The organism is Nordella sp. HKS 07, assembly GCF_011046735.1.
Lineage (GTDB): Bacteria > Pseudomonadota > Alphaproteobacteria > Rhizobiales > Aestuariivirgaceae > Taklimakanibacter.
Genome location: NZ_CP049258.1, coordinates 3,886,704 through 3,911,834, shown reverse-complemented (window position 1 = coordinate 3,911,834; position 25,131 = coordinate 3,886,704). Strand labels below are relative to the sequence as shown.

The 25,131-nt window shown below is 58.4% G+C and carries 19 protein-coding genes, 2 tRNA genes and 9 pseudogenes; 15 read left to right on the top strand and 15 right to left on the bottom strand.

Annotated elements, in window-relative coordinates; genetic code table 11:
* Positions 1-111 precede the first annotated feature (111 nt).
* Both G5V57_RS18345 and G5V57_RS18340 read left to right on the top strand, forming a co-directional pair.
* Positions 112-188: transfer RNA gene (locus tag G5V57_RS18345), tRNA-Arg, on the top strand.
* A gap of 173 nt (positions 189-361) precedes the next feature.
* A tRNA-Phe gene (locus G5V57_RS18340) sits at positions 362-437 on the top strand.
* Between the two features lie 105 nt (positions 438-542).
* Here the strand turns inward: G5V57_RS18340 and G5V57_RS18335 are convergent.
* From G5V57_RS18335 to G5V57_RS18325, 3 genes are all read right to left on the bottom strand, one after another.
* Positions 543-1,492, bottom strand: a protein-coding gene (locus G5V57_RS18335) for an IS630 family transposase (RefSeq protein ID WP_165173998.1) whose coding sequence is annotated in 2 segments (ribosomal slippage) — positions 543-1,156 and positions 1,156-1,492 — 951 coding nt in all. Because the reading frame shifts where the segments join, the coding sequence is not laid out codon by codon here.
* A 416-nt stretch (positions 1,493-1,908) separates the two neighbouring features.
* A complete protein-coding gene (locus G5V57_RS18330; protein WP_165169008.1) occupies positions 1,909-3,102 on the bottom strand; it encodes a site-specific integrase in 1,194 nt (397 codons plus the stop codon).
* 13 nt (positions 3,103-3,115) lie between these two features.
* A complete protein-coding gene (locus G5V57_RS18325) occupies positions 3,116-3,658 on the bottom strand; it encodes a hypothetical protein (protein ID WP_165169007.1) in 543 nt (180 codons plus the stop codon).
* Between the two features lie 409 nt (positions 3,659-4,067).
* Between G5V57_RS18325 and G5V57_RS18320 the strand changes: the two genes are divergently transcribed.
* From G5V57_RS18320 to G5V57_RS35335, 4 genes and pseudogenes are all read left to right on the top strand, one after another.
* Positions 4,068-4,946 carry a toprim domain-containing protein gene (locus G5V57_RS18320; protein WP_165169006.1) on the top strand — a complete coding sequence of 293 codons (879 nt, stop codon included), beginning with the start codon at positions 4,068-4,070 and terminating at the stop codon, positions 4,944-4,946.
* A complete protein-coding gene (locus G5V57_RS18315; RefSeq protein ID WP_165169005.1) occupies positions 4,943-6,460 on the top strand; it encodes a DUF3631 domain-containing protein in 1,518 nt (505 codons plus the stop codon). Before G5V57_RS18320 ends, G5V57_RS18315 begins: the two co-directional genes overlap by 4 nt.
* 456 nt (positions 6,461-6,916) lie before the next feature.
* Positions 6,917-7,087, top strand: coding sequence for a hypothetical protein (locus tag G5V57_RS35340; RefSeq protein WP_371744544.1), 171 nt, complete (start codon positions 6,917-6,919; stop codon positions 7,085-7,087).
* Positions 7,072-7,332, top strand: a pseudogene (locus G5V57_RS35335) (hypothetical protein); the annotation flags it as partial. The gene G5V57_RS35340 and the pseudogene G5V57_RS35335, both read left to right, overlap by 16 nt.
* Here G5V57_RS35335 and G5V57_RS34465 read toward each other — a convergent pair.
* Positions 7,302-7,551: pseudogene (locus G5V57_RS34465) on the bottom strand (L,D-transpeptidase); the annotation flags it as partial. The pseudogenes G5V57_RS35335 and G5V57_RS34465 sit on opposite strands and share 31 nt — an antisense overlap.
* 330 nt (positions 7,552-7,881) lie before the next feature.
* Between G5V57_RS34465 and G5V57_RS18305 the strand changes: the two are divergent.
* Entirely contained in the window at positions 7,882-8,046 is a 165-nt protein-coding gene (locus tag G5V57_RS18305) for a hypothetical protein (RefSeq protein ID WP_165169003.1), read from the top strand.
* 70 nt (positions 8,047-8,116) lie between these two features.
* On the opposite strand, the pseudogene G5V57_RS18300 reads toward G5V57_RS18305, so the two are convergent.
* Together G5V57_RS18300 and G5V57_RS18295 are read right to left on the bottom strand one after the other, a co-directional pair.
* Positions 8,117-8,964, bottom strand: a pseudogene (locus tag G5V57_RS18300) (PhzF family phenazine biosynthesis protein).
* Positions 8,964-10,631 (bottom strand): annotated as a pseudogene (locus G5V57_RS18295) (IS66 family transposase). Before G5V57_RS18295 ends, G5V57_RS18300 begins: the two co-directional pseudogenes overlap by 1 nt.
* A gap of 470 nt (positions 10,632-11,101) precedes the next feature.
* Here G5V57_RS18295 and G5V57_RS18290 point away from each other — a divergent pair.
* On the top strand, positions 11,102-11,584 hold the full coding sequence (locus tag G5V57_RS18290; RefSeq protein ID WP_165169002.1) for a hypothetical protein: 483 nt from the start codon (positions 11,102-11,104) through the stop codon (positions 11,582-11,584).
* Positions 11,585-12,507: 923 nt separating this feature from the next.
* Here G5V57_RS18290 and G5V57_RS18285 read toward each other — a convergent pair.
* From G5V57_RS18285 to G5V57_RS18275, 3 genes and pseudogenes are all read right to left on the bottom strand, one after another.
* A complete protein-coding gene (locus tag G5V57_RS18285) occupies positions 12,508-14,040 on the bottom strand; it encodes a hypothetical protein (RefSeq protein WP_165169001.1) in 1,533 nt (510 codons plus the stop codon).
* 413 nt (positions 14,041-14,453) lie between these two features.
* A complete protein-coding gene (locus G5V57_RS18280; protein WP_165169000.1) occupies positions 14,454-14,621 on the bottom strand; it encodes a hypothetical protein in 168 nt (55 codons plus the stop codon).
* A gap of 135 nt (positions 14,622-14,756) precedes the next feature.
* Positions 14,757-15,173 (bottom strand): annotated as a pseudogene (locus tag G5V57_RS18275) (IS5 family transposase); the annotation flags it as partial.
* 148 nt (positions 15,174-15,321) lie between these two features.
* Here G5V57_RS18275 and G5V57_RS18270 point away from each other — a divergent pair.
* The 7 genes and pseudogenes from G5V57_RS18270 (at position 15,322) to G5V57_RS35305 (ending at position 17,087) form a co-directional block, all read left to right on the top strand.
* Complete coding sequence (locus G5V57_RS18270) at positions 15,322-15,717, top strand: WD40 repeat domain-containing protein (protein WP_371744543.1); 396 nt, start codon at positions 15,322-15,324, stop codon at positions 15,715-15,717.
* A gap of 12 nt (positions 15,718-15,729) precedes the next feature.
* Entirely contained in the window at positions 15,730-15,966 is a 237-nt protein-coding gene (locus tag G5V57_RS35330; protein ID WP_371744542.1) for a WD40 repeat domain-containing protein, read from the top strand.
* Positions 15,945-16,247: pseudogene (locus G5V57_RS35325) on the top strand (hypothetical protein); the annotation flags it as partial. The gene G5V57_RS35330 and the pseudogene G5V57_RS35325, both read left to right, overlap by 22 nt.
* Entirely contained in the window at positions 16,228-16,464 is a 237-nt protein-coding gene (locus G5V57_RS35320) for a WD40 repeat domain-containing protein (RefSeq protein WP_371744542.1), read from the top strand. The pseudogene G5V57_RS35325 and the gene G5V57_RS35320, both read left to right, overlap by 20 nt.
* Positions 16,443-16,496 (top strand): annotated as a pseudogene (locus G5V57_RS35315) (hypothetical protein); the annotation flags it as partial. The gene G5V57_RS35320 and the pseudogene G5V57_RS35315, both read left to right, overlap by 22 nt.
* Complete coding sequence (locus tag G5V57_RS35310; RefSeq protein ID WP_371744541.1) at positions 16,477-16,713, top strand: WD40 repeat domain-containing protein; 237 nt, start codon at positions 16,477-16,479, stop codon at positions 16,711-16,713. The pseudogene G5V57_RS35315 and the gene G5V57_RS35310, both read left to right, overlap by 20 nt.
* A complete protein-coding gene (locus G5V57_RS35305; RefSeq protein ID WP_371744830.1) occupies positions 16,710-17,087 on the top strand; it encodes a hypothetical protein in 378 nt (125 codons plus the stop codon). The genes G5V57_RS35310 and G5V57_RS35305 overlap by 4 nt, the downstream gene beginning before the upstream one ends.
* Positions 17,088-17,561: 474 nt before the next feature.
* Here G5V57_RS35305 and G5V57_RS18260 read toward each other — a convergent pair whose 3' ends face one another.
* The 6 genes and pseudogenes from G5V57_RS18260 to G5V57_RS34450 form a co-directional block, all read right to left on the bottom strand.
* Entirely contained in the window at positions 17,562-18,599 is a 1,038-nt protein-coding gene (locus G5V57_RS18260; protein WP_165168997.1) for a hypothetical protein, read from the bottom strand.
* Between the two features lie 144 nt (positions 18,600-18,743).
* On the bottom strand, positions 18,744-19,550 hold the full coding sequence (locus tag G5V57_RS34460) for a hypothetical protein (RefSeq protein ID WP_246737284.1): 807 nt from the start codon (positions 19,548-19,550) through the stop codon (positions 18,744-18,746).
* A 4-nt stretch (positions 19,551-19,554) separates the two neighbouring features.
* Positions 19,555-19,680 (bottom strand): annotated as a pseudogene (locus G5V57_RS34455) (DUF3126 family protein); the annotation flags it as partial.
* Between the two features lie 280 nt (positions 19,681-19,960).
* Positions 19,961-20,683, bottom strand: a complete 723-nt coding sequence (locus G5V57_RS18250; protein ID WP_165168996.1) for a hypothetical protein — start codon at positions 20,681-20,683, stop codon at positions 19,961-19,963.
* 293 nt (positions 20,684-20,976) lie between these two features.
* Positions 20,977-24,690, bottom strand: a complete 3,714-nt coding sequence (locus tag G5V57_RS18245; RefSeq protein ID WP_246737772.1) for an XRE family transcriptional regulator — start codon at positions 24,688-24,690, stop codon at positions 20,977-20,979.
* 177 nt (positions 24,691-24,867) lie between these two features.
* Positions 24,868-25,041 (bottom strand): annotated as a pseudogene (locus G5V57_RS34450) (multiprotein-bridging factor 1 family protein); the annotation flags it as partial.
* Positions 25,042-25,131 lie beyond the last annotated feature (90 nt).

Sequence of the window (25,131 nt, the reverse complement as noted above, 5' to 3'; positions counted from 1 at the left end):
CGGCCAAAAAGGCCAGAAAAAAGATCGGCGAAATCCGTGGCTTGCCTTTGCCGAAAAGCCGTATTAGAGACTGCGCCCGCGGGCGGCCTTGCCGCCCCCTTATTCCAATGCGCGCCCGTAGCTCAGCTGGATAGAGCACCAGACTACGAATCTGGGGGTCAGAGGTTCGAATCCTTTCGGGCGCGCCATTAATTAAATCAATAAATTAGCTGGTATCTGTGCGCTAATCTCGCGGGTTGCGAAATAGGCTTGGGGTTCCATTGGGGTTCCACTCGCGCGTATCAAAGGCAGTAAATTGCTTTGTGTACGACGCGCCCTAAATTCTGAGACGGCCGCCGTCCCCCTGCGGCGAGGCTTCAGCGCCCAGGTAGCTCAGTTGGTAGAGCAGCGGACTGAAAATCCGCGTGTCGGTGGTTCGATTCCGCCCCTGGGCACCAGAATTCAATCACTTAATTACCTCTTCTTCTACGCGGGCAATTTGCCAGTGTAAGTTTCGTGTAATTGTGCATTTGAAAGACAGATGAGGTTCAACTAGAGCATTTTCATAGTTGATGGCGATAGCCAGCGGCGCGGATATAGTTTTCGCACTCTTTCAGTGTGAAGGTGTTGAGAGTGCGGGCGATAGCCTGGATGAGGGTTTCGAGAGTACGGGCAGCTTCCTTTCGCAGGTGTGATTTGAACTTGGCGATTGCCTGCTCGATGGGGTTGAGATCGGGTGAGTAAGGGGGCAGGTAACGCAGAGCAGCACCGGCGGCTTCGATCGCATCCTTGATGCCGGGAACCTTGTGGCTGGCGAGATTGTCCATGATGACGATGTCGCCGGTTGAGAGTGTGGGCGCAAGGATCTGTTCGACATAGGCGCGGAAGCACTCGCCATCCATCGGACCATCGAAGACGGCAGGTGCGGTGATACCGTCGCATCTGAGAGCGGCGACGAAGGTTATCGTTTTCCAATGTCCCCACGGGACTTTGCACAGCAGGCGCTGTCCGCGGGGAGCGCGGCCATAGCGGCGTGCCATGTTAGTTTGAGCGCCGGTCTCATCGATGAAGACAAGGCGCGCCGCGTTTAGATCGCTCTGAGCCTCGTGCCAGGCTCGGCGCGCTTCGGCGATGTCTTCGCGCTCCTGCTCGGTGGCGCGTTGTGTCTTTTTTTGAGCGGCAGCTTCAACTGCTTGAGAGCATTCCAAAGGCAACCAACACTGACCTCGATACCATGCTCAGCCAGTAAGAAGGTCCGGATCTCCGCTAGCGTGGCATCACAGTTCTCACTCACATGCTGGCGTAGAACTTCATGATGGCCCTTGAGCTTGGGCTGGGGACCACCAGCCCACGGCAGCGCTGTCGTCATTCCGCTGGTCCGACGCCGGATCAGAATCTTATAGACGTAGGACACATCGACATGAAACAGCTCAGCCACCGCGCCGGGCTTCAGCCCGCCGTCAACCGCCGCCAACACGCGATCACGTAAATCCTGGGAATAGGGCTTGCCCATGGGGTCCTCGTGCCGAATCAACCACAAGAACAAGGAATCAGAAAACCCTCCCCCTGAGAATCCCCCAGATTCCATCAATCACGAAAACGCTCTAAGCCCTCAAACTTGCCATTGGCCTGCCCGTAGGCAGTTCTGAAGAAATCCATGCTAGCGGCGCCCATAGACAGTTTGTGCGAAACCTCGCGGGTCTTGAAGCGCGGCATATAAAGGTAACGCAACGCGTCCTCGAAGAACCTGGGTGCGCTCGTGGCGTTTTGACCGCCTTCCAGTAGAGTTCCTTGGGCTTCGCAAAAGGGAGCGAGCGACACTGCAAAACGGGCGGTTGGGGAAATGCCCGCATTCTTGGCCTCAGGACAGCTGACTGAGAATAATTTAATGCTTCGGGTTCCACCCCCTTACAGGAAGGTAAGGCAGAACTATGCTGTCCGTCGATAACGGCTGTCCAATTTGTCCATTGCTGTCTTGATATGTTCCCCGTTTGCGTGGGCGTAGCGCTCGACCATTGCCAAGGTTTTGTGCCCACTAATCCGCTTGACGGTCGGAAGGTCAACGCCGGCCTGTACCAGGTGCGTTATTGCAGTGTGGCGCAATGTGTGGCGGACGACTCGATCTGGGTCGAGGCCCGCCGCAGCCACCACGCGTCGGAACGGCTTGCGTACAGTGACCGTGTGACCGTCTTTTGCAGAGATGGAAGGAAAAAGCCAGGGGGTGCCAGCGGGAAGTGCATCCAAATGGGCCGCCAGAAACTCCGAAAGATGTGCCGTCATCGGCTGTGTCCGGGGGCCTGCCTTGGCATTTGGGATGTAAATCGTTCTCTTCTCGATGTCGATGTCCTGTGTGCGGATTGAGAGAATTTCCATCGCCCGCATTGACGTCTCGAGCCCAACGACAATGAAAGGATAAATTTGTGGATTGGCGTCGGCCTTGGCGCACTCGACGAGCCGCGCAATCTGCTCCACAGTGAGGTACACGATGCGCCCGCTTTCCTCTTTGAACCGATTGATCTTAACCGGGCGCTGGAGGATCCAACGCCATTCGATTGCTTTGTTCAACAGGTGAGAGAGGACCGCAAGTTCGCGATTTATTGTGCCGGGCGCCGCGCCGAAGCTCCTATGCGTAAGCCGACCTTTTCCGCGACTGTTGCTCTTGACAGCCGGCTCACCGCGACGATGGCGCTTGTATCGTTCAAGATCAAACCCGGTGATCTTGGTGAGTGGCAAGTCGCCGAAGAATGGAACAAGGTGCTGATTCAAACGGACGCGCTTCATCCTAAGGTCTCTGCCGCCCTCTTCGACCAACCGCCCGAGGTATCTCTCGGCAGTAACCCGAAACGATAGTGCCGTTTTTCTTCCGCGAGGGAGATCGAGACGATCAAGCTTGGCGTCGTTGCGCACTTTGGCAATGAACTCCTCGACCTGCGTGCGGGTAGTCCCGTCAGACTCTCGACCCACAACCCTGTGAATACGCCGACCATCGACCATGATATTGACTGCGAAGACGCCATCGCCGTTGGATAGCCTCTCGAAACTGATCCCGTGCTCGTTGATCCTCCCGTTCGCGGGCAGTTTGCGCATGCAGGGTCTGGTCATCTTGATGAAGGTCTTGGCCATGATCTGAACTCCCTCAAATCCGATCGCTGTCTCTCTTGTCCCAAGTGGGAAGCGCCGATTTCGCAGCATTCCCTTTGGCGACCGCGCAGAAGATCTCCCAATGCTCGCGGAGTCTTTCGAAACGCATACTCCTTTCGTCAGTGGTCCACGACCATTCGTGCGTGACCGCGGGGTAATTGCCACGCCAAAGATAGCCGTTCTCGCGAATTAGCTTCCAGAGAACCTGCTCCTCGTGTGTCAAGAGTTCAGGCCAACTAAGTGCCAGCTTCACAAAACGATCAGGCTCGTCCACGTCCCAAAGTCGGGAGGCTTGACCTGCAACGCTGGTGTTGACGTTATCGCCGGCCTCTACCGTCAGAAAGACGCGCTTCAAGCCTTCCTCGATCACCCACTCTATAAAACTGGATACTGTTCGACGCTGTCTCCTTGCCGCGAGCTCTGTGAGGTATCGAAGCTTGGGATCAAGGCGAACCGTCACGATTTCAGATCGCGATAGCTTGCCTCCCCCACCTGCACGTTTGCCAGCTGGCCCACGGCCCTTGTGTTCTGTGATCATAATGTCCTTTGGATCAAAGTTTCTCGGATGTTCCGCATTATTCTATCGCATGTGTATTCTATTGCAATACATTTTGTTTGGAGTTATTCTTGTATTATCTAACACCACACATGAGTTAAGTATGATGAGAGAAATCAAGAGCTTAGATGTTCTGGTTCTACCGGACGGCCGCATGGACCGAAGAAATGCAGCGCGATACCTCGGCATGTCCGAGAAGACGCTTGCTATGCACGCCTGCCGAGGGACTGGTCCACGCTTCGTGAAGCTCGGCCGAGTATTTTACTTCCGAGAAGACCTGGACTTGTGGGTCAACGCCGGGGGCCGCGTAATCAGCACCGCCCAAGCCCAGCAAATAGGCTGAGGTAGGTGATTTCGTGGGACCTCACAGGTCATCGGGAAGGGGCGCGCAATGAGAGCTGAGTTCATCGCCAAAGCGCTGCGCGGGCACAAGGCGGGCTACGCCTGGATGGCGTGCTGTCCGGCTCATGACGACCAAAAGCCGAGCCTTGCGATTAGCGAGGGAAACGACGGCACGGTACTGGTACACTGCTTTGCCGGCTGCGGTCAGAGCCGGGTCATCGCTGCACTTTGCTCACGCGGACTATGGTACGAGATTGGCCGGCACCAGCGCCGGTTCGCGCCCCGCAGGCCAGTTGCCGCCAACTGCGCCCACCTGGATTACGACGCCGCCAAGCGCAGCGAGGATGCACTTGCCATTTGGCGGTCTGCGATGGATGCGGTAGGCACTGCAGTCGAAGTCTATCTCCGCTCACGCGGTCTGGACCTGGTTCCCCCGCTGACACTTCGGTACCATGCCGGACTGAAGCACCCCACGGGTACCGAATGGCCGGCGATGGTGGCGCTGGTGACGAGCGGCGCTGATGGCAAGCCCACCGGCCTTCACCGCACATTTTTGACAAGCGACGGAAGTGCGAAGGCGCCGGTTCGGCCGGCGAAGATGATGCTCGGGCTATGTCGCGGCGGCGTTGTCCGTCTCGCCGTACCCGGAGATGTCCTGATGGTCGGCGAAGGCATCGAGACATGCCTATCTGCGATGCAGGCGAGCGGCCACGCCGCGTGGGCTGCACTCTCAACCTCGGGTCTTCGCACTCTCGACCTCCCGGGCAAGGTTCGCGACGTGATCGTGTTGGCCGACGGCGACGATGCCGGCGAAGCTGCAGCGCGTGATGCCGCTTTGCGCTGGTTCAGGGAGGGGCGGCGCGTGCGTATTGCACGTCCGCCGCGAGGTACTGACTTCAACGATCTGCTTCGGGAGGCGGCTGCATGACCGGAGAGAAGGACATAGTGGCGGCCATCGACACGGCCGCGAACGTGGAATCCGCCGCGGAAACGCCTCAGGAGAGTTTTGCGAGGCTCGCTGCACTGCCGCTTTTCGAATACGATCGAGTCCGCCAGGACGAGGCTGACCGATTGAAGGTTCGGGTTGGCACCCTTGACAAGGAGGTAGACAACCTCCGCGGTCATCAAGCCAGTGCCAACGAGCCGAGTGCTGTGGGCTTCCTGGCCGATCCAGAGCCGTGGCCATCGCCGGTATTGCTCGGCGACCTTCTAGATAGCCTTACTAGCACGGCTGACAGATATTTGGTGCTTCTGAGCGGCACCGCCGAGCTCATTGCCCTTTGGGTGATTCATGCCCATGCCCATGACTGTTTTGGCATTAGCCCGGTGCTCGGCATCACAAGTCCGACTCCCGAATGCGGCAAGACCACTTGCCTAACCCTTCTTAATGCGCTGGTACCGCGTCCGTGTCCGGTTTCCAATATTACTGCCGCGGCGCTTTTCCGTGTAGTCGAGAAGTATAAGCCGACGCTCTTGATCGACGAGGCCGACACCTTCCTGCGGGACAGTGATGAGCTTCGAGGTGTGCTCAACAGTGGTCACCAGCGGGCCAACGCATATGTTCTCCGGACCACGGGGGATGATCATGAGCCGAGGCCATTCCGCACTTGGGCGCCAAAGGCGATAGCACTGATCGGCAAGCTGCCGGCGACCCTGGCAAGCCGGACCATTCACATCGAGTTGCGGCGGATGTTGGGGAGCGAAAGTGTCGAACCGCTTCGTCCAGATCGCCTCGATCACCTTGAGCCGTTACGCCAAAAGGCGGCACGTTGGGTCGCAGACAATCATATCAATCTGAGTTCCGCTGATCCCATGATGCCCACGACTCTCCGACGGAGAGCCGCCGACAACTGGCGGCCACTGATAGCCATTGGCGATCTGGCCGGCGGCGAGTGGCCAGCCCGGGTCCGCAGGATTGCCCAGGAACTCAGTGGCCAGAATGAGCAGACATATAGCATCATGCTGCTTGAAGACATAAGGCACATCTTTGCCTCCAGCGGCGGTGACCGACTTTTCTCTGCAGAGGTGGCCCAAGAATTGTCGAAGATGGAGGACCGGCCCTGGCCAGAATGGTCCAAGGATAAACCCATTACGCCACGACAGATCGCGAAATTGCTGGAGCCATTCGGCATCAAACCGAGTGGGATACGTGAGGGCCACAAGACGGCCAAGGGCTACAAGATGGACGATTTCAACGACGCCTTTGGGAGGTATATCCGCGACACATCCGTCACACCGTCACAACTCAATGAAATTAAGGGGAGCCAGAGTGTAGGTGCCGTCACACCTGCGAACGTTGTGTCGGATCAAACGGGGCTGAAAGTCAACAATCACCGGTCTTGTGACGCTGTGACGGCAAGTAGCGGCCGTAACGCGCAGCAGACCAATGACTGGCCGGAACTGCCGGATGTTTTTCGCCGAACGTCCAACAGAACGGTGTAAGAAAAGCGAGGATGAACTGGATCAAATCAGAATACTTAGCAGAGGAATTTGAGTCGCGACTGCTGGCTGCCCCGTCAGGCTGAAACGGCAAATGCCAGTTTTCAAAGACACGATCATGATTTGAACCGGCTCGGTGAGCGCGCGTTCGAGGTGGAAGCGCCGGGGGCGATGGCCAGATTTACGGAGGTGCAAGGGGCGTTTCGCTCAGGACCGATGTCTCGAGGATGACACTGAAAGACATCTGGGAATATCAGCACGCTATGATAACGGCAGGCTCGGAATCGACCGCATGCGGGGGCTATCAGTTCATTCGCAGGACGCTCATCGCGACCATGGCCGGATCATGGCGGTGGACGACGGCCGCGAGCTCGCTCGCATCTCGCAGGTCCGTGCGGTAGCGTTCAGCCCGGATGACAAGCTGCTCCTACCGCCAGCGAGGACAAGACGGCGCGGATCGTGGCGGATGGCCGCGAGCTCGTCCGCGTCACCCACGACGCTGTGGTCATGGCAGTGGCGTTCAGCCTGGATGACAAACTGCTCGCTACCGCCAGCCGGGACAAGACGGCGCGGATCGTGGCGGGGCGGATGGCCATGAGCTCGCCCACGACAATTGGGTCTGGGCAGTGACGTTCAGCCCGGACGGTAAGCTGCTCGCCACCGCGTGCGATGACAAGACGGCACGGCTCTGGAACACCAATCTCGATGACATGCTCCAACAGCTCTGCACTGGGCCCGGCCGCAATCTGTCCCCCAGCGAGTGGCGCCGCTACGTCGGCGATCTAACCTGGCAGCCCACTTGCGAAAGCTGGACCACCCCGCCTGGCGGAGTGTGGCTCGATTACCACTTGAAGCCGTCCCGCCCGACGACATAACTGATCGCCGTCTTGTTCTCCATGATCATGTGGAGCATGTGGTGGAACGTTCCGACGACCATCGTGCCCAGCGGCTCGGAGCTGAACTATTTGACGACCTGCTTGTGCCACTTCTTGTTGACCTTGCTTTTTGGTCGTCCCGTAGGTCACGCCGTTGCCGACAGCGGTCCCGGCGAAATGCGAGCTTGCTTTGCAGCCCACGCCGGCGCGCCGCCGCAGCCGTTACAAATACCGCATACCAAGCGCATGATTCGATATCTCTCCGTTGCTTGCCGCGTACCGAAATCATGATTCGTCATGGCTGGCGGAGCAAGGCGGCGATTGCGGAGCGAAGGCGAAACGCCGAGACCAAGCGGCATTGACAGCAGCAGGCGCCGGACGACGTTGAGGTTCACGAGCCGACGCTGGCGACTATCAATCTGGATGCCCTCAAGGGCAAGCTTGCGACGATCGAAGCCGGGACGGCCGCGAGCGACCCAGGCGCTCCGAGCCGAGATCGCGGCGCTGAAGCGGCAGCTCGCAGAATTAAATAAAAGTCCAGAACCGCACATGCCCGACCCGAAGGCGATCGAGGAAGCCGAACGCCGTGGCTTTACCGCCGGACGGAATGCCAACCTGTGCGGAAGCTTCGGCCAGCTGAGCGAAGGCATCCACAACTCGATCGCGGCATTCCTCCGCCAGCAAGCACCTGCGCCGGTTGCCCGCCCTGCGTAACCATCCGGCGAAGGCCGCAGGTAGGCTGCCTCTCTGGCAGAGACTTCGATGCTGCCAGTACTAGTTCAAATTAAACGGCTGCAACTCCCTCGATACACGTCGTAACGTCGCCGCCGATCCAAACCTGGTTCTCGACCTGCTCGACATGAACACGGCCTTTCCTTCCAAGGACGGTACCCTGGCTGGCAATGTACGACGAGGGCGCGATGCCATTTCCTATCAACCATTGCGCGATGCCAGCGTTTAGGCTGCCGGTTACAGGATCTTCAAAACCGGCCGCGGAAAAGGCGCGCATCTCGAAATCCGCATCCCGCCCATCCTTCATAGGATCCCAGGGAGCAACGACACCGACCCGCAATCCGGACAGCACGGCAAAATCCGGGCGCAGCGCCAAGACGTCAGCCCTGGAGCGTAGCAGGACAGCAAGCCAACCTGGGCCATTGTCCACCCAGTTGGCGTCGACGATGACATCAGAGGTCAATCGCAGACCTTCGATGGCTCGCGTCAGCGTGTCGAGTTCCACTGGGCCCGAGCGGCGTAGCTTGGGGGCTTCGAAAGATAGCCGCTCATTGTCACGCCGAATTCGGATAAGTCCTGCATCGCACTCTTGGATAATGTCACCACTCTTTGGCCGCCCACCGGAAGACAGCCAGACGTGACAACTCCCTAAGGTAGGGTGGCCCGCGAAGGGCAATTCAGAAACAGGCGTAAAGATTCGAACGCGGTAGTCAGCATCCGCCGACTTCGGCTGTTGAAGGAAGGTCGTTTCGCTGAGGTTGTCCAACTCGTGAAAGCAGCCATCTCAGACGCGGTCAAGGTATCTGCTCCGATGACAACCGCCAACGGGTTACCTAGCAATGCTCTGGAAGAGAAAACATCAACCTGCTGGAATGAAAATTTTGTTGTTCCGGGTCTCACTATAACAATCCTGGCGTTCTGAGTTTACGCGGCCTTTCCGCATTTGGCGTAACTTTGGCTGACTGCCAATTCCACGGAAGTAACACCTCAAGTCGTGTGATAGGCATGTCAGCGATGCGAGCGAGCACATCGGCGAGCCAGGCTTGCGGATCGACGTCGTTGAGCTTGGCGCTCATGATCAGCGTCGCCATGAAGGCGGCGCGATCGGCACCACGATCGGAGCCGGCGAAGAGCCACGATTATCTGCCGAGAGCGAAGCCACGCTGCGCCCGTTCGGCGACATTATTCGTCAGGCAGACCCAGCCGTCGCCGAGGAAGGCTGTAAACCCGTCCCAGCGCTTCAGCATGTAATCGATCGGCTCGGTGACCGGTGAACTGCGCGACAGCTTTCCTCGCTCAGATCGAAGCCAGGTCTGAAGCTCATCAACGAGCGGACGACTGTCCTTCTGACGTCGTTGCAGCCGCTCGTTGGCTGAAAGACCATTAACGTCGCGCTCGATGTCGAACAGCGCGTCGATGCGCTTGACCGCCTCCAGCGTAACCGGCGAGATCGTGGCAGCATTGTTTCCGCGTTTGGCATTGCTGGCGATATCAGCAAGCGCGAAGAATTTGCGCCGTGAATGGGCCCAGCACAGCGCCTGCGTCAGCGGAACAGGATCGCGGTCCACCTTGAACAGCGGGTTGTAGCCGCCATAGGCGTCCGCCTGCAGAATGCCGGTGAAGCTCTTCAGATAGCGCTCTGGATGTTCCTGCCGCCGATCGCGCGAGGCATAGTAGAGCGCCGCCGGCGGCGATTGTCCGCCGAACGGCCGGTCATCTCTGACATAGGTCCAGATGCGCCCCCTATCGGTCTTGCCCTTCGCCAGGATCGGCACAGTGGTGCCGTCACCATACAGCCGTTCGGCAGCAAGCACATGCGCCTCGATCAGCGCATGCACCGGCTTCAGTGCCGCGGCGCAGGCCCCGACCCGGTCGGCAAGCGTCGACAGGCTGAGGTCGATGCCTTCGCGGGCGTAGCGCTCGCTCTGCCGGTTCAGCCGCTGGTGCTGACCGAACTTCTCGAACAGGATCATCGCCAAAAGGTTCGGCCCGGCAAAGCCGCGCGGCGTCACGTGGAAGGGTGCCGGCGGCTGGGTGATCTTCTCGCGTTCGCGGCAGGAGAACTTCTCGCGCACCGTCTGGATCACCTTCCACTGGCGCGGGATCACCTCCAGCGTCTCGGTGACTTCTTCACCCAGCTTCGCCAGTTCGGCCGAACCGCAGCACGGGCAGTTGGCTGGTGAGGCAATGACGACACGTTGGCGCGGCAGATGCTCTGGGAAAGGCTTCCGCGATGGACGCTTGCGCTCGAAGGCCCTGACCGCCGGGGAGCGTGCCGCGAGCTCCGCCGCCAGTTCGTCTTCGCCGGCGTCGGCCTCCAGTTCCTCGAGCTGCAATTCCATCTGTTCAAGAAGCCGAGCTTTGCGCTCCGAGCGGCTGCCATTGATGTCGCGCTTCAGCTTCTCGATCTCCAGCCTGAGCCGGGCGATCAGCGCATCCGAATGCGAGTTCACCGCCTGGGCGCGGGCGGCGAGCGCCTCCGCTTCACGACGAGCCGCACGCTCGACGAGGATCATCGCATGCGCACTGGCAAGGCCATGAGGAAGCTGATCGGCCGCATCGGTCATGTCCGGATGGAATCATATTCGCTCCCGCCATGCCAGCGGTTTTGCTCATCCCGCATGACATGTCGAGCGTCTCCTTGTGTTCGGATCACTCACCTATAATCACCGTCTGTACCGTAATCAAACAGCGCCCGTCCCGCACTACTCGGCGATGGCGAATTCGGATCAGCGTATTGACTCCAATTAGAGTCAAGCGCATCATTAACTTACCGTAAGTCTGCATACTGACAAAAGCAGCGCTCCACACGCGTCGGGCATGTTTATCCAATCTTGCTCCAAGGGGGGAGGGATGCACGTGGTTGACCTTACCTAAAACAACGACCAGAGCCGACGGAGGCAATGATGGCCGACGCCGCAACTATTGCGGTAGCGCTCAAGGCCCCCTCTTTGTGTCGGCGGGGAGAATCGAGGTTGAAGCTGCCAAATTAATTTCAAACTTGCGCAGTGCGGAGGGCAAACAGGGGAGGGATAATATGTCGGGCTATCGTATAATCATGTCCATTGGGGTGGTGCTTGTGCTTGCAGGATGCACCTACACCCCGAAGGAGGTTGCCGATCCACGGGCTATAACGCTCAAGTCAGCGATGATCCAAACAGCAGACAGCCTGGATGAATTACATCGCCGGACGGAAGGTCGCCAGCGCTTCGGACAAATCGTTGACGAAGTTACCGTGGTATTCAATATCAGCGCCCACGCCACAAACACCGGCAAGCTGACATTAAATCCGGCCAGCATACCGCTTACTGGCGGGTTACTGGGTGGGGGAACACTCGGAGCTACTGCCGAAAATACGCTAGTCGCCGATTCGAATAGAGGAAATCAGATCACTATAAAGTTGAAGAACTTTGCGACCGCTGATACGTCCAAACTAAGCAAACTTGCGTTGGAGGCTTGCAATAGGAAGCCCCGGCCAGATTGGTGCACAATCATCTTGAGTACTCCACCCGCAAAGTAAGGTAACGAGCGCGTTTTCATCGAACGGGCCATGTGTTGCAGCCCGAGTGCGTTAATTTTGGAAACAGAGAAGAGCCAATTTGTCGGCAGCTGTTCTCCCTTTTCAGAAAACTGATGGGATAAAATCTGCAACTTCCAGGTCATTCCAAGTAGATGAGCTCTGCTCGGATAAAAGGTTGTTGAGCATTACGGACTTGCAATACCTAGCAGGATGTGAGTCAGCCAAATAGACTGAGATACGAGCCGTCGAGAATCTCAACCGCGAGTTGCGAGACCGCGGCATTTGAACCGCCGACCGAGGATTCGCCGAAGCTAGGGCTGCTCGCTGGCGGGCGCAAAATCGGTGAGAACGCGATAGCCTCGGAGGATGGTTGTCAGGGTCTACGAAGATCCGAAAGAGTGCCTTGCTGGTCTCACGTGATCCAAGGACCGGGAGCGGTGCAAATCTGCTGAGGCTCAAATGGCCACCGGTGAAACGTCAATTGTAGGTCACCGCGAGACTAACGCCCGTAGTTAGGCGTTGCACAAGTTTCTGTAAAGTGTGTTCCCTCCAACATCAAGTCCTCAGGGTGACCAGATTGGACAATTGCGGCCCATTCATCAGCATGGGTCATACACGTGATGTAAGTCTCACGATCATATAGTTCCTGTTTCGGGTCGAAAGCACACAACATAAATCGATAGTTTCTTTTCAACCATGCCACTTGCCAGGGCGCTCCCAAGAATTCCGCTGTGAATGATGACATTGGGCGAACCCGAATGTGCCTAAGCATCGCTTGATCTGCAATGAACTTATTTACAATCGCGCGCGATTCCACTGGATAGTAGCTTTGAGTCGCGATTCGAGGACAAAGCGGCAGACGCACCGATGACACCAATGGACCTGTTGCGCATCCGCCTAGAATGACCGCCACAATGCAGATGCTAAGCCTTTTTTGCACGCACTCTGCGCCCGTTCTTTTTTGCACGCACTCTGCGCCCGTCCTTTTGCCCGTCCGAGTCCTTACCTTCCCAAGTAGCGCTTGCAAAGACATTCCCCAAATGTTTTTTCTGGAAGTCACTGATTGCCGCACGCATTACAGTATTTTGCAGGACCGCAAATCCCACAAATCGGATGGTGGATGGATCGTCCTTAATAGTCAGACTGGTATTTTGCTGATCGACCTGGTGCTGATGCTCGTCCTTACTGTAACTGGAGCTTCCTCCGAAGCCAATTCCAAATGCGTTGAAGCCACCACCTCCGGAAGCACTAAAATGGCTCTTATAGTCATAAGTCCAGTTTTGCGTTGAGGTGAAGGTTATAGAGAACCCTCTCACTAGAATGAGCGCTGTTGGGTAATACCTCAGTGAGCCGTTTTCGCCAAAGAAATCGAGGAATACCTGAGGATTCTCTTTTACATAATGACTGGAAAACAAGGTTGGATTAAACCACGAAGGATACGAAATATTTGCTCGGAATGCCGATTCCGCTGAAAGCACCATGCTTACACCACGGTTGAATTCGTCCTGGATTGCGGTGTGTTGACTTACCGATGCACTCACCCTGACATAGGCATATGATGCACTGGCTGAGCCACCCCAGTCGGTGGAAATCGATGTTGACTTCGTTGTGGTCCGATCGAAGGTAGCGCGGAAGGCGCCTTGGACTCCCGTCTTGATGTAGGAAAGGGTCTTATCTGTTCCAATTGCCCATCTGTCTTCATACTGAGCAGTTGACCCAGGGGGGAGAGCTCCCAAATACCCGGGGCTGAAGATGTCGCCTTCCGGATATTCGTAGTCTGGGAAGGTAGGGTACCTAAGCTTCATACCTTGGCTATTGAAAAGAATCTCTGTATCAACAATCGTTTTGTCATGCGCGTCGCCATACTGACGATTCAAAATAGTCCTGCGCCTGTAGTCCTTTGTGCCAATTTCGCCCATTTTTGATTGGATTTCATTCAGTCTGCCGTAGGCGCTGCTCCACTGAACATAAGCGGAGGTATTTCCTATCGCCAATTGATAGGCGGTAGCGTAAACCTCCCAATCCACTCGATCAGCCAACGCTAAATCCATTGCCTGGCGACGAAGATAATTTATGTCAGTTGTGATATCCGCAACCTCCTTCTGTTCCGGCCCAGTCAAATCTCGCACCGTGGCAAATTCTCGAAGCTTTTGCAGAAACTCGCCGTAGACTTGAGTGAGCCTCGCCATTGCGGTCATGATCTGGCCCGATACTGGCACAGGCTCAATGGATAGATCACATCGTCTTGCAACGTTGTGATAAGAAAGCCATTTATAGCCGTGCTGGGAGGCTAGTTTATCTTCTGAAATGTCGATGCTATCCGCAACTAGCTTCAGTTGAAGGTATTCTTTAGCTGAAAGACCACCAGTCTGGGTTTTGAGGAGGTCGTAATAGTTATCCAGTGAGATTTGCAGAGCTTGTCCGAAGGTGACATCATTGATCGGCGAAGTTGCCATGATTAGTCCCTACCGCTTAAGCCCCCTCAATTGCCGTGAGGGTATATCAATTGGTATGGTTGTCAATCTTCATAATGCTATTTCTAGTTGTGGGGTTGGAACAAGCGCAATCGACACTTATCGATACCCTCTCCTTCTCATTTAAAGAACGAATTCCATAAAAATAGGCGCACGCGCGACCAACAGATTAGGTGGTAGGGCGGTGATGGAGGAAAGGTCGCTTACGCGCCCAGTTCATCCCTGTATTCCTCAGGTAGGGGATCAACTGAGGAGGTGTCGGTAGGGTCGTTGACATTGCCCGATCAGATTGCTGCATATATAAATAAATTTTTATCAAATGCTTAGATGGTTCGCTGCCGTCTCCCTAGGCGGTGCCACACGGTGAAACTCCTCTGAAGTAGGTCAGCAGAGCCTCATTCGACTTTTTTCAGGCGCGTCATTTGCTGACGCTTCAGCCGCCTTCCGGTGAATAGCAGAATGATCGGGTGATCCGCCGGCGTGGATATCCCGCCTTGGCTCTGCCCGGACAATTGATCATGCAGGTCTCGACGTCGGATAATTTGTTCTGGAACGAGGTCCATGGTTGCCCCCTTTTTCTGACGGCGGGACACCAACGGCAAAAAGCCCAATGATTGCGTGGAGCGATTGTCTGTCCCACTTTCAGCTAAGTGGTTGTTTTCCCAAAACCTTACGCACCCCTTAGGTTCTGCGGACACTTATCGCAGCCACAAGACGATTGCGGCGAGAGTAACGACGGCGAGATAGTTTCTTGCGGTCTTCTCGTATCGGATGGCGACGCGGTGGAATTGCTTGAGTTTGCTGAAGCAGCACTCAACGAGATGGCGCTGGGCGTAGAGGGCGTCATCGACCGGATGCTTCTTTGATCGCGACGGATTGTTGGGAATGACGGCTATAGCGTTTTTGGCTGCGATGTCGTTGCGCAAGGCATCTGCATCATAGGCGGTGTCGGCAACGACGAAGGCGGCGGGCAAATACTTGAGAAGTGGCCCTGCCTGCGGCGCATCGCCAGCCTGGCCGGGGGTGAGTACAAACCGTACCGGACAGCCAAGGCCTCGAACCACAAGATGAATTTTGGTCGTCAAGCCGCCGCGCGAGCGTCCGATGGCCTGATTGACGCCACGCCGCGCCTGAAATTAAATCGAGGAAACTGACTAAGCCAACAACGTCACAGTCGTAGAGTTGATCATTTCCGGCATCACCGTTCAGCGTGTCGTTGCCAAGGAGCCATAAAGCCAGTCGCTGCCGTCATAACCATTGAGTGTGTCGGGGACCCACGACGCTGTGGTCATGGCAGTGGCGTTCAGCTCGGACGGCAAGCTGCTCGCTACCGCCAGCGAGGACAAGACGGCGCGGATCGTGAAGGTGGACGGTGGCCGCGAACTCGCCCGCGTCAAACACGACGGTTGGGTCTCGGCAGTGGCGTTCAGTCCGGATGGCAAGCTCCTTGCCATTGCGAGCTACGACAACACGGAGCGGATCTGGCGGGGGGCGGATGGCCACGAGCTCGTCCGGGTCAGCCACGACGGTGCGGTCAATGCGTTGGTTTTCAGCCCGCACAGCAAACTGCTCGCTACCGCCAGCCGGGACAAGACGGCGCGGATCGTGGCGGGGCGGATGGCCATGAGCTCGCCCACGACGATTGGGTCTGGGCAGTGACGTTCAGCCCGGATGGCAAGCTGCTGGCCATTGCCAGTGGAATTTCGACAATTCAAGGGGAGAGGCGCGGATCGTGGCGGGGCGGATGGCCACGAGCTCGTCCGGGTCAGCCACGACGGTGCGGTCAATGCGTTGGTTTTCAGCCCGCACAGCAAACTGCTCGCTACCGCCAGCCGGGACAAGACGGCGCGGATCGTGGCGGGGCGGATGGCCATGAGCTCGCCCACGACGATTGGGTCTGGGCAGTGACGTTCAGCCCGGATGGCAAGCTGCTGGCCATTGCCAGTGGAATTTCGACAATTCAAGGGGAGAGGCGCGGATCGTGGCGGGGCGGATGGCCACGAGCTCGTCCGGGTCAGCCACGACGGTGCGGTCAATGCGTTGGTTTTCAGCCCGCACAGCAAGCTGCTCACTACCGCCAGCCGGGGCAAGACGGCGCGGATCGTGGCGGGGCGGATGGCCATGAGCTCGCCCACGACGATTGGGTCTGGGCAGTGACGTTCAGCCCGGATGGCAAGCTGCTGGCCATTGCCAGTGGAATTTCGACAATTCAAGGGGAGAGGCGCGGATCGTGGCGGGGCGGATGGCCACGAGCTCGTCCGGGTCAGCCACGACGGTGCGGTCAATGCGTTGGTTTTCAGCCCGCACAGCAAACTGCTCGCTACCGCCAGCCGGGACAAGACGGCGCGGATCGTGGCGGGGCGGATGGCCATGAGCTCGCCCACGACGATTGGGTCTGGGCAGTGACGTTCAGCCCGGATGGCAAGCTGCTGGCCATTGCCAGTGGAATTTCGACAATTCAAGGGGAGAGGCGCGGATCGTGGCGGGGCGGATGGCCACGAGCTCGTCCGGGTCAGCCACGACGGTGCGGTCAATGCGTTGGTTTTCAGCCCGGACAGCAAACTGCTCGCTACCGCCAGCCGGGACAAGACGGCGCGGATCGTGGCGGGGCGGATGGCCATGAGCTCGCCCACGACGATTGGGTCTGGGCAGTGACGTTCAGCCCGGATGGCAAGCTGCTGGCCATTGCCAGTGGAATTTCGACAATTCAAGGGGAGAGGCGCGGATCGTGGCGGGGCGGATGGCCACGAGCTCGTCCGGGTCAGCCACGACGGTGCGGTCAATGCGTTGGTTTTCAGCCCGGACAGCAAGCTGCTCACTACCGCCAGCCGGGGCAAGAGAGCGCGGATCGTGGCGGTGGCGGATGGCCACAAGCAACGGATCAATCAAGCGAAAGGCGGGATCAGAGCCAAATGGGCGGGCCACCGCATTCGTCAGCATGGCCTTATCCGCCCAGCCGAACGCGTCCCCGTGCACAAAGGCAATGTCATCCTCGCGTCCCTTCACCAATAAATCGAGGATGGCCTTGACCTCTGCGAAGCCGACCGGTTTTTCGCTATAGCTCATCTCTCCTCATCGCCGACGTCCAGAGTGAAGTTGGATTCTGTGCTTTGTTCTAAACCAAGGCGATGACCTCATTGGGACTGGCCATCTCAACGCAGAACTTCTGGGCCTGATTGTATGCGCGAGCCATTAACGCCAAGCCCGAGATACCTGTCGACTCTTCGAGTGCAGGAGCTCGACGGCAAGAGTGCACAGTTTGTGCCGGACGGGATGAGTGACGACCAAGCAGCCGCAATATTTTACGGCATTTACGAGAAAGGCCTCAAGGCGCTTGGCGATCAACATGCGTCCAACTGTTAGGCTGGTAGCTAGAGGCATATACGTGGTGACGCCTTTTAGTATGTGGCCCGGTGTAGCACCATTTGGCACTGAAGAATGATCTTGGAGCGGGCCGTCCCACGGCCAGAGCCCCGCTCAAGGCGCCGGGCGATGAGCCATGTCTAGGAGGGCTCCAGTATCGCTGCCGCGGCCATGAGTTCGGCCGGCTCGGGCTTGCCGGCGACCGTGGCAGAGCCGGCGGTCAGTGCCAGGTAGCGCATGGCGGTTCTGCCCGGAAGGAAGAAATAGCCGCTGCCGCGAACGGTGACGAAATCACGCATACCCTTCAAATAGATTGGACCTGTCGCGGTTGGAATGGTGAGCTGATTTTCCGTGCCCTGATAGCCGAGGATCGAATCGAACTCACTCTCCAGTCCGTGGAAGCTCGGCGCGCGTCCCCACACCTGTTGGATAAATTCGAACTGACGTTCGATGTCGACATTGAGGCACATGAACAGCAAGCCTGGCTTGGCCGATGTGATGATATTTGACGGATAGGGCCGGCCGACGCGGAGAATGCGGTGCTTGTTGCTAATAGAAAGCTGGACGGGGGAACCCGGATCAAAGCTCTCACGCGGATTCGCGCGACGAATATGAGCGCCGAATGGACAACGCAAGCCGCGCGGGTCTTCACCACCGAGCAGAAATTCGTTGTCCGGTTGCACCCAGGGCCGTCCCTTGGTTCCAGGCGCAAAAGGGTATCGCACCAGCGAGGTCCCGTCCTTCCAGCGTCCGACCATCTTGGCTGAAATCCACTCGCTGAGGCCTGTCTGAAGATTGGGTGGTATTCGCGGATTTCCGTGAAGTTGCCCAGCTGCCTCGGCGACGAATGCATCGAAGCTATCCACGTTCTGTTCCAGGTGACGGACGACCAGGAAAGTGCCGTTCCGGCCGATATCCCGCCGGTCCGTGGTCTGCGGTGACGAGAAGTACGGACGCTGCCGGAAGGGATCGAATCCCAAGGTCGGTAAGAGGTCGAGGGGATCGTCATTCCGTCCGACCGAGGCAGTGGGGGGCAGGTATCCGAGATTGTCGGGGTAGCCGATGATGAACTCGCCGGGCGAGACGAGATGGATGCTTTCCTCCGCGCGTTTCGCTTGCAGCGTTCCGCGAATAAGCGGCTGCGAAACGCCGTCGACAAATCCGAACGGCTCCTTCACATAGGGTTCCCGCGGCTCTTGCCCGCGCGGTCCCTTTGGCCGCGGCGGCAAGATCTCGAGAGGAAGCTCATAAGCAACAGTAGCTCCGTGAAGAATATGCTTTCGCTGCGCGACGACCTTATCCAGATGCTCTTGAGAATTGGCCTAGATCAGTATGATGGCGTCGGCCCGCGTCCCCGGACCGCCCCACCACCAGTTTTTCGGGTCATCGATTTCCGTATCGCCCATCGCCCGCGCGCGCCATTCGGCGTCGCTGCCATGCTGGAACGGAACGGGGAACGTCTTGAGATCTTCCGCGCTCAATCCGAGGCGTTGCAGGCCAGTTTGCGAAAGGCCGACGACCAGCGCCTCCGTCACGAGGAGGGAGTCGCCGTAACTTATGTGCTTCTCGATCTCGGCAAGCCAGGCCTTGTTGCGTTTCGGATCTTCATCGAACTGGAAGATGGGGGAGGTCGCGAAGCGAAGCCGGGACAGGCCGCCGAAGACTAGCGTTGGGATTTCGCTCGTTTCCAACGAATCTGCAGGTCTCGGAGCCGATCCGAACAGCGACAGCCAGTCGGCGGCGTCTGCTTCGGTCGATGCCAGAACAAAGCCTTGCCGGATCGCCGCATTGGTGCGAATGCGCGCCAGACTGAGGGTTGGATAGGCCGTGTACCAGGCACGGGACGGATATTGCTGCCGGCGCGTCCATCGGCGCAGGCGGTCACCGTCCGCTGCCCCCTGTCCGAACAGGTTCGATGTCTTCGGGAAGCCGATGGTGTTGCTCCAGATGCCGGTGACGCCGTCGTGAGCCTCCTCGACGAAGTCACATTGATTATCATCGATGGCCTTCCATCCTTCTAAAGAGATGCGCCCAGTTCTTGCAGTTCGTGACGAGGTGGGTCTTAGCTTGGTGATTGACGCGTGAAAGCATTGAATTCGCGCGCATCTGAGGCAAATGATTGTTGGCATAGAAGATAGCCATCGAGAAATTATAAGAGAGCTCGCCATCCTCATCATCGCGGAAGATCACGCCGATGAATTCATCGCCGATATAGACTTCAGCCGAATCGCTCTTTTGCGGGCGCTTGCGCACTTCGATATTGGCGAGCTGAAATTTGGCTTTGAGAAGGGCGTTGGGGCTGAGCGCGAGAAATCAAGGGAATGGGCAGAAACTTGGGATCCGCAGTGACCCTCCCAGTGATGCTTTCCATTAGGCGCTTTGCAATAACGCATGCGCCTAGGTACAGTTGGAGGGAACGTGACCCCAGTTAAAGTTTACCAATTTAGACACGACCGACCTCTCAAAGGGCAGCGGCGCAACGGCCTTCTTCGATTTGCGAAGGAAGTGAACTCCGACATGAGCGGACGAAGGTATCAAGTCAGAAGGAGTTCGAGATATTCGACGCATCTGCGCGCGAAGACAGTTTCACAAGCGATGCCGCTGACAGGACGAAAATACCCGTTTGCCATGCTATGAACAAAAGAGTCCACCCAAGATCAAATTCCATGAATACGAACGAAGACCAATTAACTGGGATAAAACCAGAGACAGCACCGATCAAGATCGCGCTGAGTATGAAGGGTACCTTGTTCATTGATCGAATTTGAATTGCGGTAGCAATAGATAGAATTGCTGCTCCAACACCACCACATATCGGGCCAGCGAAATTATCGAGGTACCCCTTAATGGTTCCCGCTCGTTGTTGATCAATGGTTGGACCATTTCCCCAGTTCTTTAGTGCGCCACCTATATCTGTAGAAGTGGGGGCGACAAGATAATGGCCCAAATTGACGGCAACGCTCCAAGCCAAAACGCTTGCCAGGATTATTCCAACGTATTGATTGTGCGAGATGAATTTGTAGCGCCAAAGAAGTATCCAGAATATTATGCCAAATATGAGTCCGGGGTGGGAGACACCCAATGTCCCCGCCAGGAGGTCGGGCAAGATAGTGGACAGGCCCCAACCGATGTAAAAAAAGGGATTGATCAAAATAAGCCAGGGAATTGAACAAACTAGCCCCGAAATCACGCCCAACGCTAAAGCCCCCAGAAGAGGCCGTGGAGGCAGGAGGGATAAAGTTCGATAAAGAATCTCTTGCATCAGATTTCCCTAAAACCTTTATACCTCTTCCAATCGACGCGTCTGGTTACGGATCGAACCCATGCACTGTTTGAACAGAGCTTATGCAGACAAGGCACTCTTCGCAAGTGACCGGTTTCTTTCGCTATCAAGAACACCGAAGCAACTACTCCTCTTAAATAGCTAAGATACATGGGCGTCCATTGCTACCGCCGCACAGTTTTGTACTTGCAACTCGCCTTGCTTTCTCGGCCATGAGCAAGCGTCTTCGATTTGATCCGGCACCTAGCCACTTTAACGCCTGTTCCATTGGCTCAGTAGGACCAGTCGCGCCGCTCGGCGTCCTCATCCTCCCGCTTGGCTTGCCGCTCGTAGTCGTCGGCGAGTTCGTTCAGCGCCTTAGCCGTGTGCGGATGCTCGAAGGCAATTGCCTTGGCCCAGCCCCGGTACGTCGCCGCCTCGTCCCGCTCCAGATTGCCGCCGTCGCTTGGCATGCGGGTCGTAACGCCGCGCCGATTTGCCTTGCCGACGCGGAATCCCTCCAGCATGGGTTTGCTCCGAAAGACATCGAGCGCCTCGCGCACTGGCACCGCTGGCCAATTGCCGTCCGCGCCCTTGGGTGACGCGGAGAGCATCTGGCCGATCTTGCTGTCGGCGATGTCCTCGCGACCGGACTCCTTGGCCAGGGCGCGCGCCTCCTTGATCCAGCCCTCCAGCGCTTCGCCGTCAATGGTGTTATCGTGGCGCTGACCTGGGATGTGGTTCCACAGTTCGAGCAGCCGGTAAGCTTGGTCGGCCATCGCGCGCGCCTGTTCGGAATCGGACGGCTCGGGCTCTTCGATTCCGCTTTCCGCGCTGGCCTTATACACTGCGCTGAGCATTTCAATGAAAAGCTTCGGCTGTTCCGATAGGACCGAGAGCAGCACCTTCGCTGGACGGCGCGAGTGCTCAATGACGCGCAGGTACTTCCATTCCAGCGTCGCCAGCGCGTTGCGGTCGACGTCGTCGCGGGTGTCCAGCTCCGTCAACGTCTCGGCTACGTAGTGCTGGAACATGGTAGCCTCGTTGCCGTCCGCCTGGTTCTCGATGGGCTGGCGCGCGGCCTGCTCTAGCACCTGCAGGAGCACAGCCGACGGCGTACGCGCCTTCTTATCGCGACGGCCGACGAGGGCGAGGGCGTGACGCGCCCGGCCGACGTCGATCAGCTGGCCGATAGCGTAGGCGATTTCGTCGCTGTCTTCGTCAATCCAGAAGACCGGCGCCATGCGCCAGTAGGTCGTCAGAATTTCGCCGCCGATCTCCGCGACCTGGTCCCAGGTCCACCGGTTAATCGGCAGGCCCCGCAGGATCGTTATCAGCGCTTCATCGCCCCAGGACTCGGCTTGCGCCTGTGCGATCAATGCCTCAGCCCATGCCTCCCTCCGATCTCTGAATGCCGAGATGATGAGTCCGAGGGCAACATCGCGCTCCTGGGCGTCGCTACTGCGGGCCGCGGTTTCGATCAGGGCGTTCACGTCTGCCGCGGAGAGGCGACTATCGTAGAGCGCCTTGCCGATGTAGCCGCCGCTGTCCACCAGCCGAGCTAGGCCGAGGATCGCTGAAATACCTCCGTTCTTGAAGAGGGCTTGGGTCGCCACCTGTCGTGCAACCTCGACTTCGCGCTGGTCGGCTTCCCACCCATTGCTCGTTGGTTTGGGTAGCGCGACAAAGCCTATGAACAGCCAGGCCGCCCGCGCCAGCGGATCTGTGGGTGCGAAACGCTCATAGACCGCCTCCAGCCGACTCAGCACATCCTCCGACAGCGACCACTTGGCGTTGGGGAACTGTCGATGGTGGTGCAGGACGCGCCGAAGTTTTTCCCAGAAGGCGGCGCGATCCGCGCCGTCCTTGACCTTAGCTTCGGCCGCCTCGAGCGCTGCGAGGGCCGGGTCCAGGTCGGGGGCAAGGTCGCCAAGCCGATCCAGTAGCCCAGACCATCGCTGAGGATCGAGGCCGACGTCGGCAATCAGCCGCTCGGTGATCTTCGCCGCGCCCTGGCGGATTAGGTTCCAAGTCACCACCTCCGGCGTGTCGACACTGAAGTCGCGCCAGCGCGGTAGGGGCGACGGACTTGATGTGTCGCCTCCTGTCGGCAGCACACCAAGCATCACCTTCCACGCTGTGGCCGGCTCGCGTTTGCGGATCAGGTCGAGCGCACGGATGCGAAGCTCCTGCGTGGCGTAGGTCTGGGGAATCCAAAGGAGGTGAACTTCCCTCAGGCTGTTCATCGGCCCGTTAACATATTTGCGCGGCTTGACGTCGATCGCGTCGAGACGCGCCAGGACATGGACCACGCGCGGCATCCACTCAGGCGACCAGGCGAGGGATTCCAGCGCCCACATCAGGTCAGACAGGCGCTCTGTCCCGAATAACCCACCGTCCTCGTCGCCGAACAGGGCACCGACTTGCGGATCGTCCTGGTCGAGACTGTCTTCGATGGCGGTCAGAAAAGCATCCGGCGAAGCTTCGGCTAGTAGCCGGAAGTCGCCGGAGAGTGACCACCAGCGCCGTGCATCTGCGTCACGGAGCAAGCGCGCGACGATCGTGTCCGCGCGTCGCGGCGCGTCCGCGACTGTGCGGATCTTGTCCCCCCAGAGGGCCAGGAGGATCAGCACTTGGCCCACGCCATGCCGCAGCAGGCTCGAATAATCCGGCCGAACGCCATGGATATCGGCCTTCCAGCGGTCGTCGGGCTCCATGTCGAAGCGAGGATCGGGGGCGCCGAGTACCGCGTGGGCGATGTTTTCAAAGTGGTTGAGATCGGCGCGCGTCAGATGATGGGCCAGCAGAATCCAGGCGTCCGACGGCGAGGCGATGCGCCACGCCGGCCCGACCTTCTGCAGCGGGCTGTCGAACGAGCCCACGAGCGGCGCTAGGTCGGCGATGACACCCTCGTAGGGTTTGTCAGCGAGTTCGGCCAGGCGAGCGCGGTCGCCCTCGCTAGTCTCCACCCAGCCGCCGGCAAGCAGCGCCGCCAGCAGCGCCTTCGGCGGAGTCCCTTCCGCCCACCAAGGTAGGCGCCCAGGGGCGCCCGGGATCAGCCGACGCAGGACGGCAAGATTACGCGCACTGTCGTGGGCCAGTGCTTTCGCCCGCGGCTCAGCTATGCCGGTCGCCTGGAGGGCGGTGGCGATGCCTTCCCGCGAGGGACGTGCCAAGGCCCGGATCTCACCACGGCCGATCAGGCGCTCGTCATAGGCCTGGAGCACGAAGTGGCCCCTCTTGGCGAGGGCGCGGGCGAGGCCCGGATCAGGCTCGGTGAGAAGAAGGATCAGAGGCGCTGGCGCGTTGCTTAGAGCTCGGGCCGCCTCAGCCGTCGTCACCACCAGGGTGCGGGCACGATAGGCGGCCGCGAGTTCGTTCGGCAGTTCGCTTAGCGTGGCGTGAAAAAACGCCGCCACCTCATCGGTCGTGGTCGCCTGCAGGGAAAGGACGGCTGGCTCGCCGCGCAGCCATCGGAGGACCTCGGCTGAATCCTCGCTCCGGTCAGTGAGCACAAGGTCCTCGGGCAGCCGCCACTCGGTGGCGAGCGACCACTCCTCCCAAATTTCATCGAGTTCCCGCGTCCCGAGCGGCCGCTTGTTTAGGCGCGCCGCGATCCAGAGGCCGACAGCTGGGTGCTGCTCGATCCAATGCACCAGATCGTCTGCATCATAGACCCGGACCTCGCGCCATGGGCCCTCCGCCTGGCGGGCCCTGGCCCAGGCGTCTTTCCCCGGCCAATGGCGCAGGGTAACAAAAATGTAGGTGGAGACGGCGGGATCGAGTGGGCTCGGGGCGGCTGTCCGCTTCTCGTAGTCTTCGGTGGCCTTCTGCTGGATGTTGCGCCGCTGGACGCCGAGCTCCCAACCGGCGCGCCCTTTCGGGACGTAAGCGTTGCCGGTGGCCGCTCTGGTAATGCCGTCCCACCCGGGAAGGCGAACCCCTTCGTCAGATGGGAAACGTAGTTCAATGTTGGGATCCGGCGTGGCTTGGACCAGTTTGGCCATCAGTGTCGGGAGGCTGACTGGACCATCGGTGCGGTTCGCCCAATCCGAAAGGTCTTGGGCGCTGACCCAGCGAACCGAAGTGCTTGTAATGTCCGCGCCGTTAATGGGCGCTACGAGTGGGCCGAGCACAGCGCCTGTCGGTAGGAAGTTGATACCCGCGCCCTCCAGTGCCGCGCGGATGGCCTGGGCGTTGTTGGTGACGGGCGTACGCGAGCCGCGCTCGAAGTCGGCGACAGTGGACGTTCCAACACGCGCTGCTTTCGCCAGATCCTGCTGCGACCACGCTAGAAGGGCGCGAGCCGCCCGTATGTGTTTGGGCGTGAGCTCATCGGGATGATTAGACTCATTCATGTCATAGGAAATATATGATATCGGCGAAAAAATCAAATTAAGATTGTTCGTCCAATGATCTGATGAGCACGTTATGAGATATTCACAATT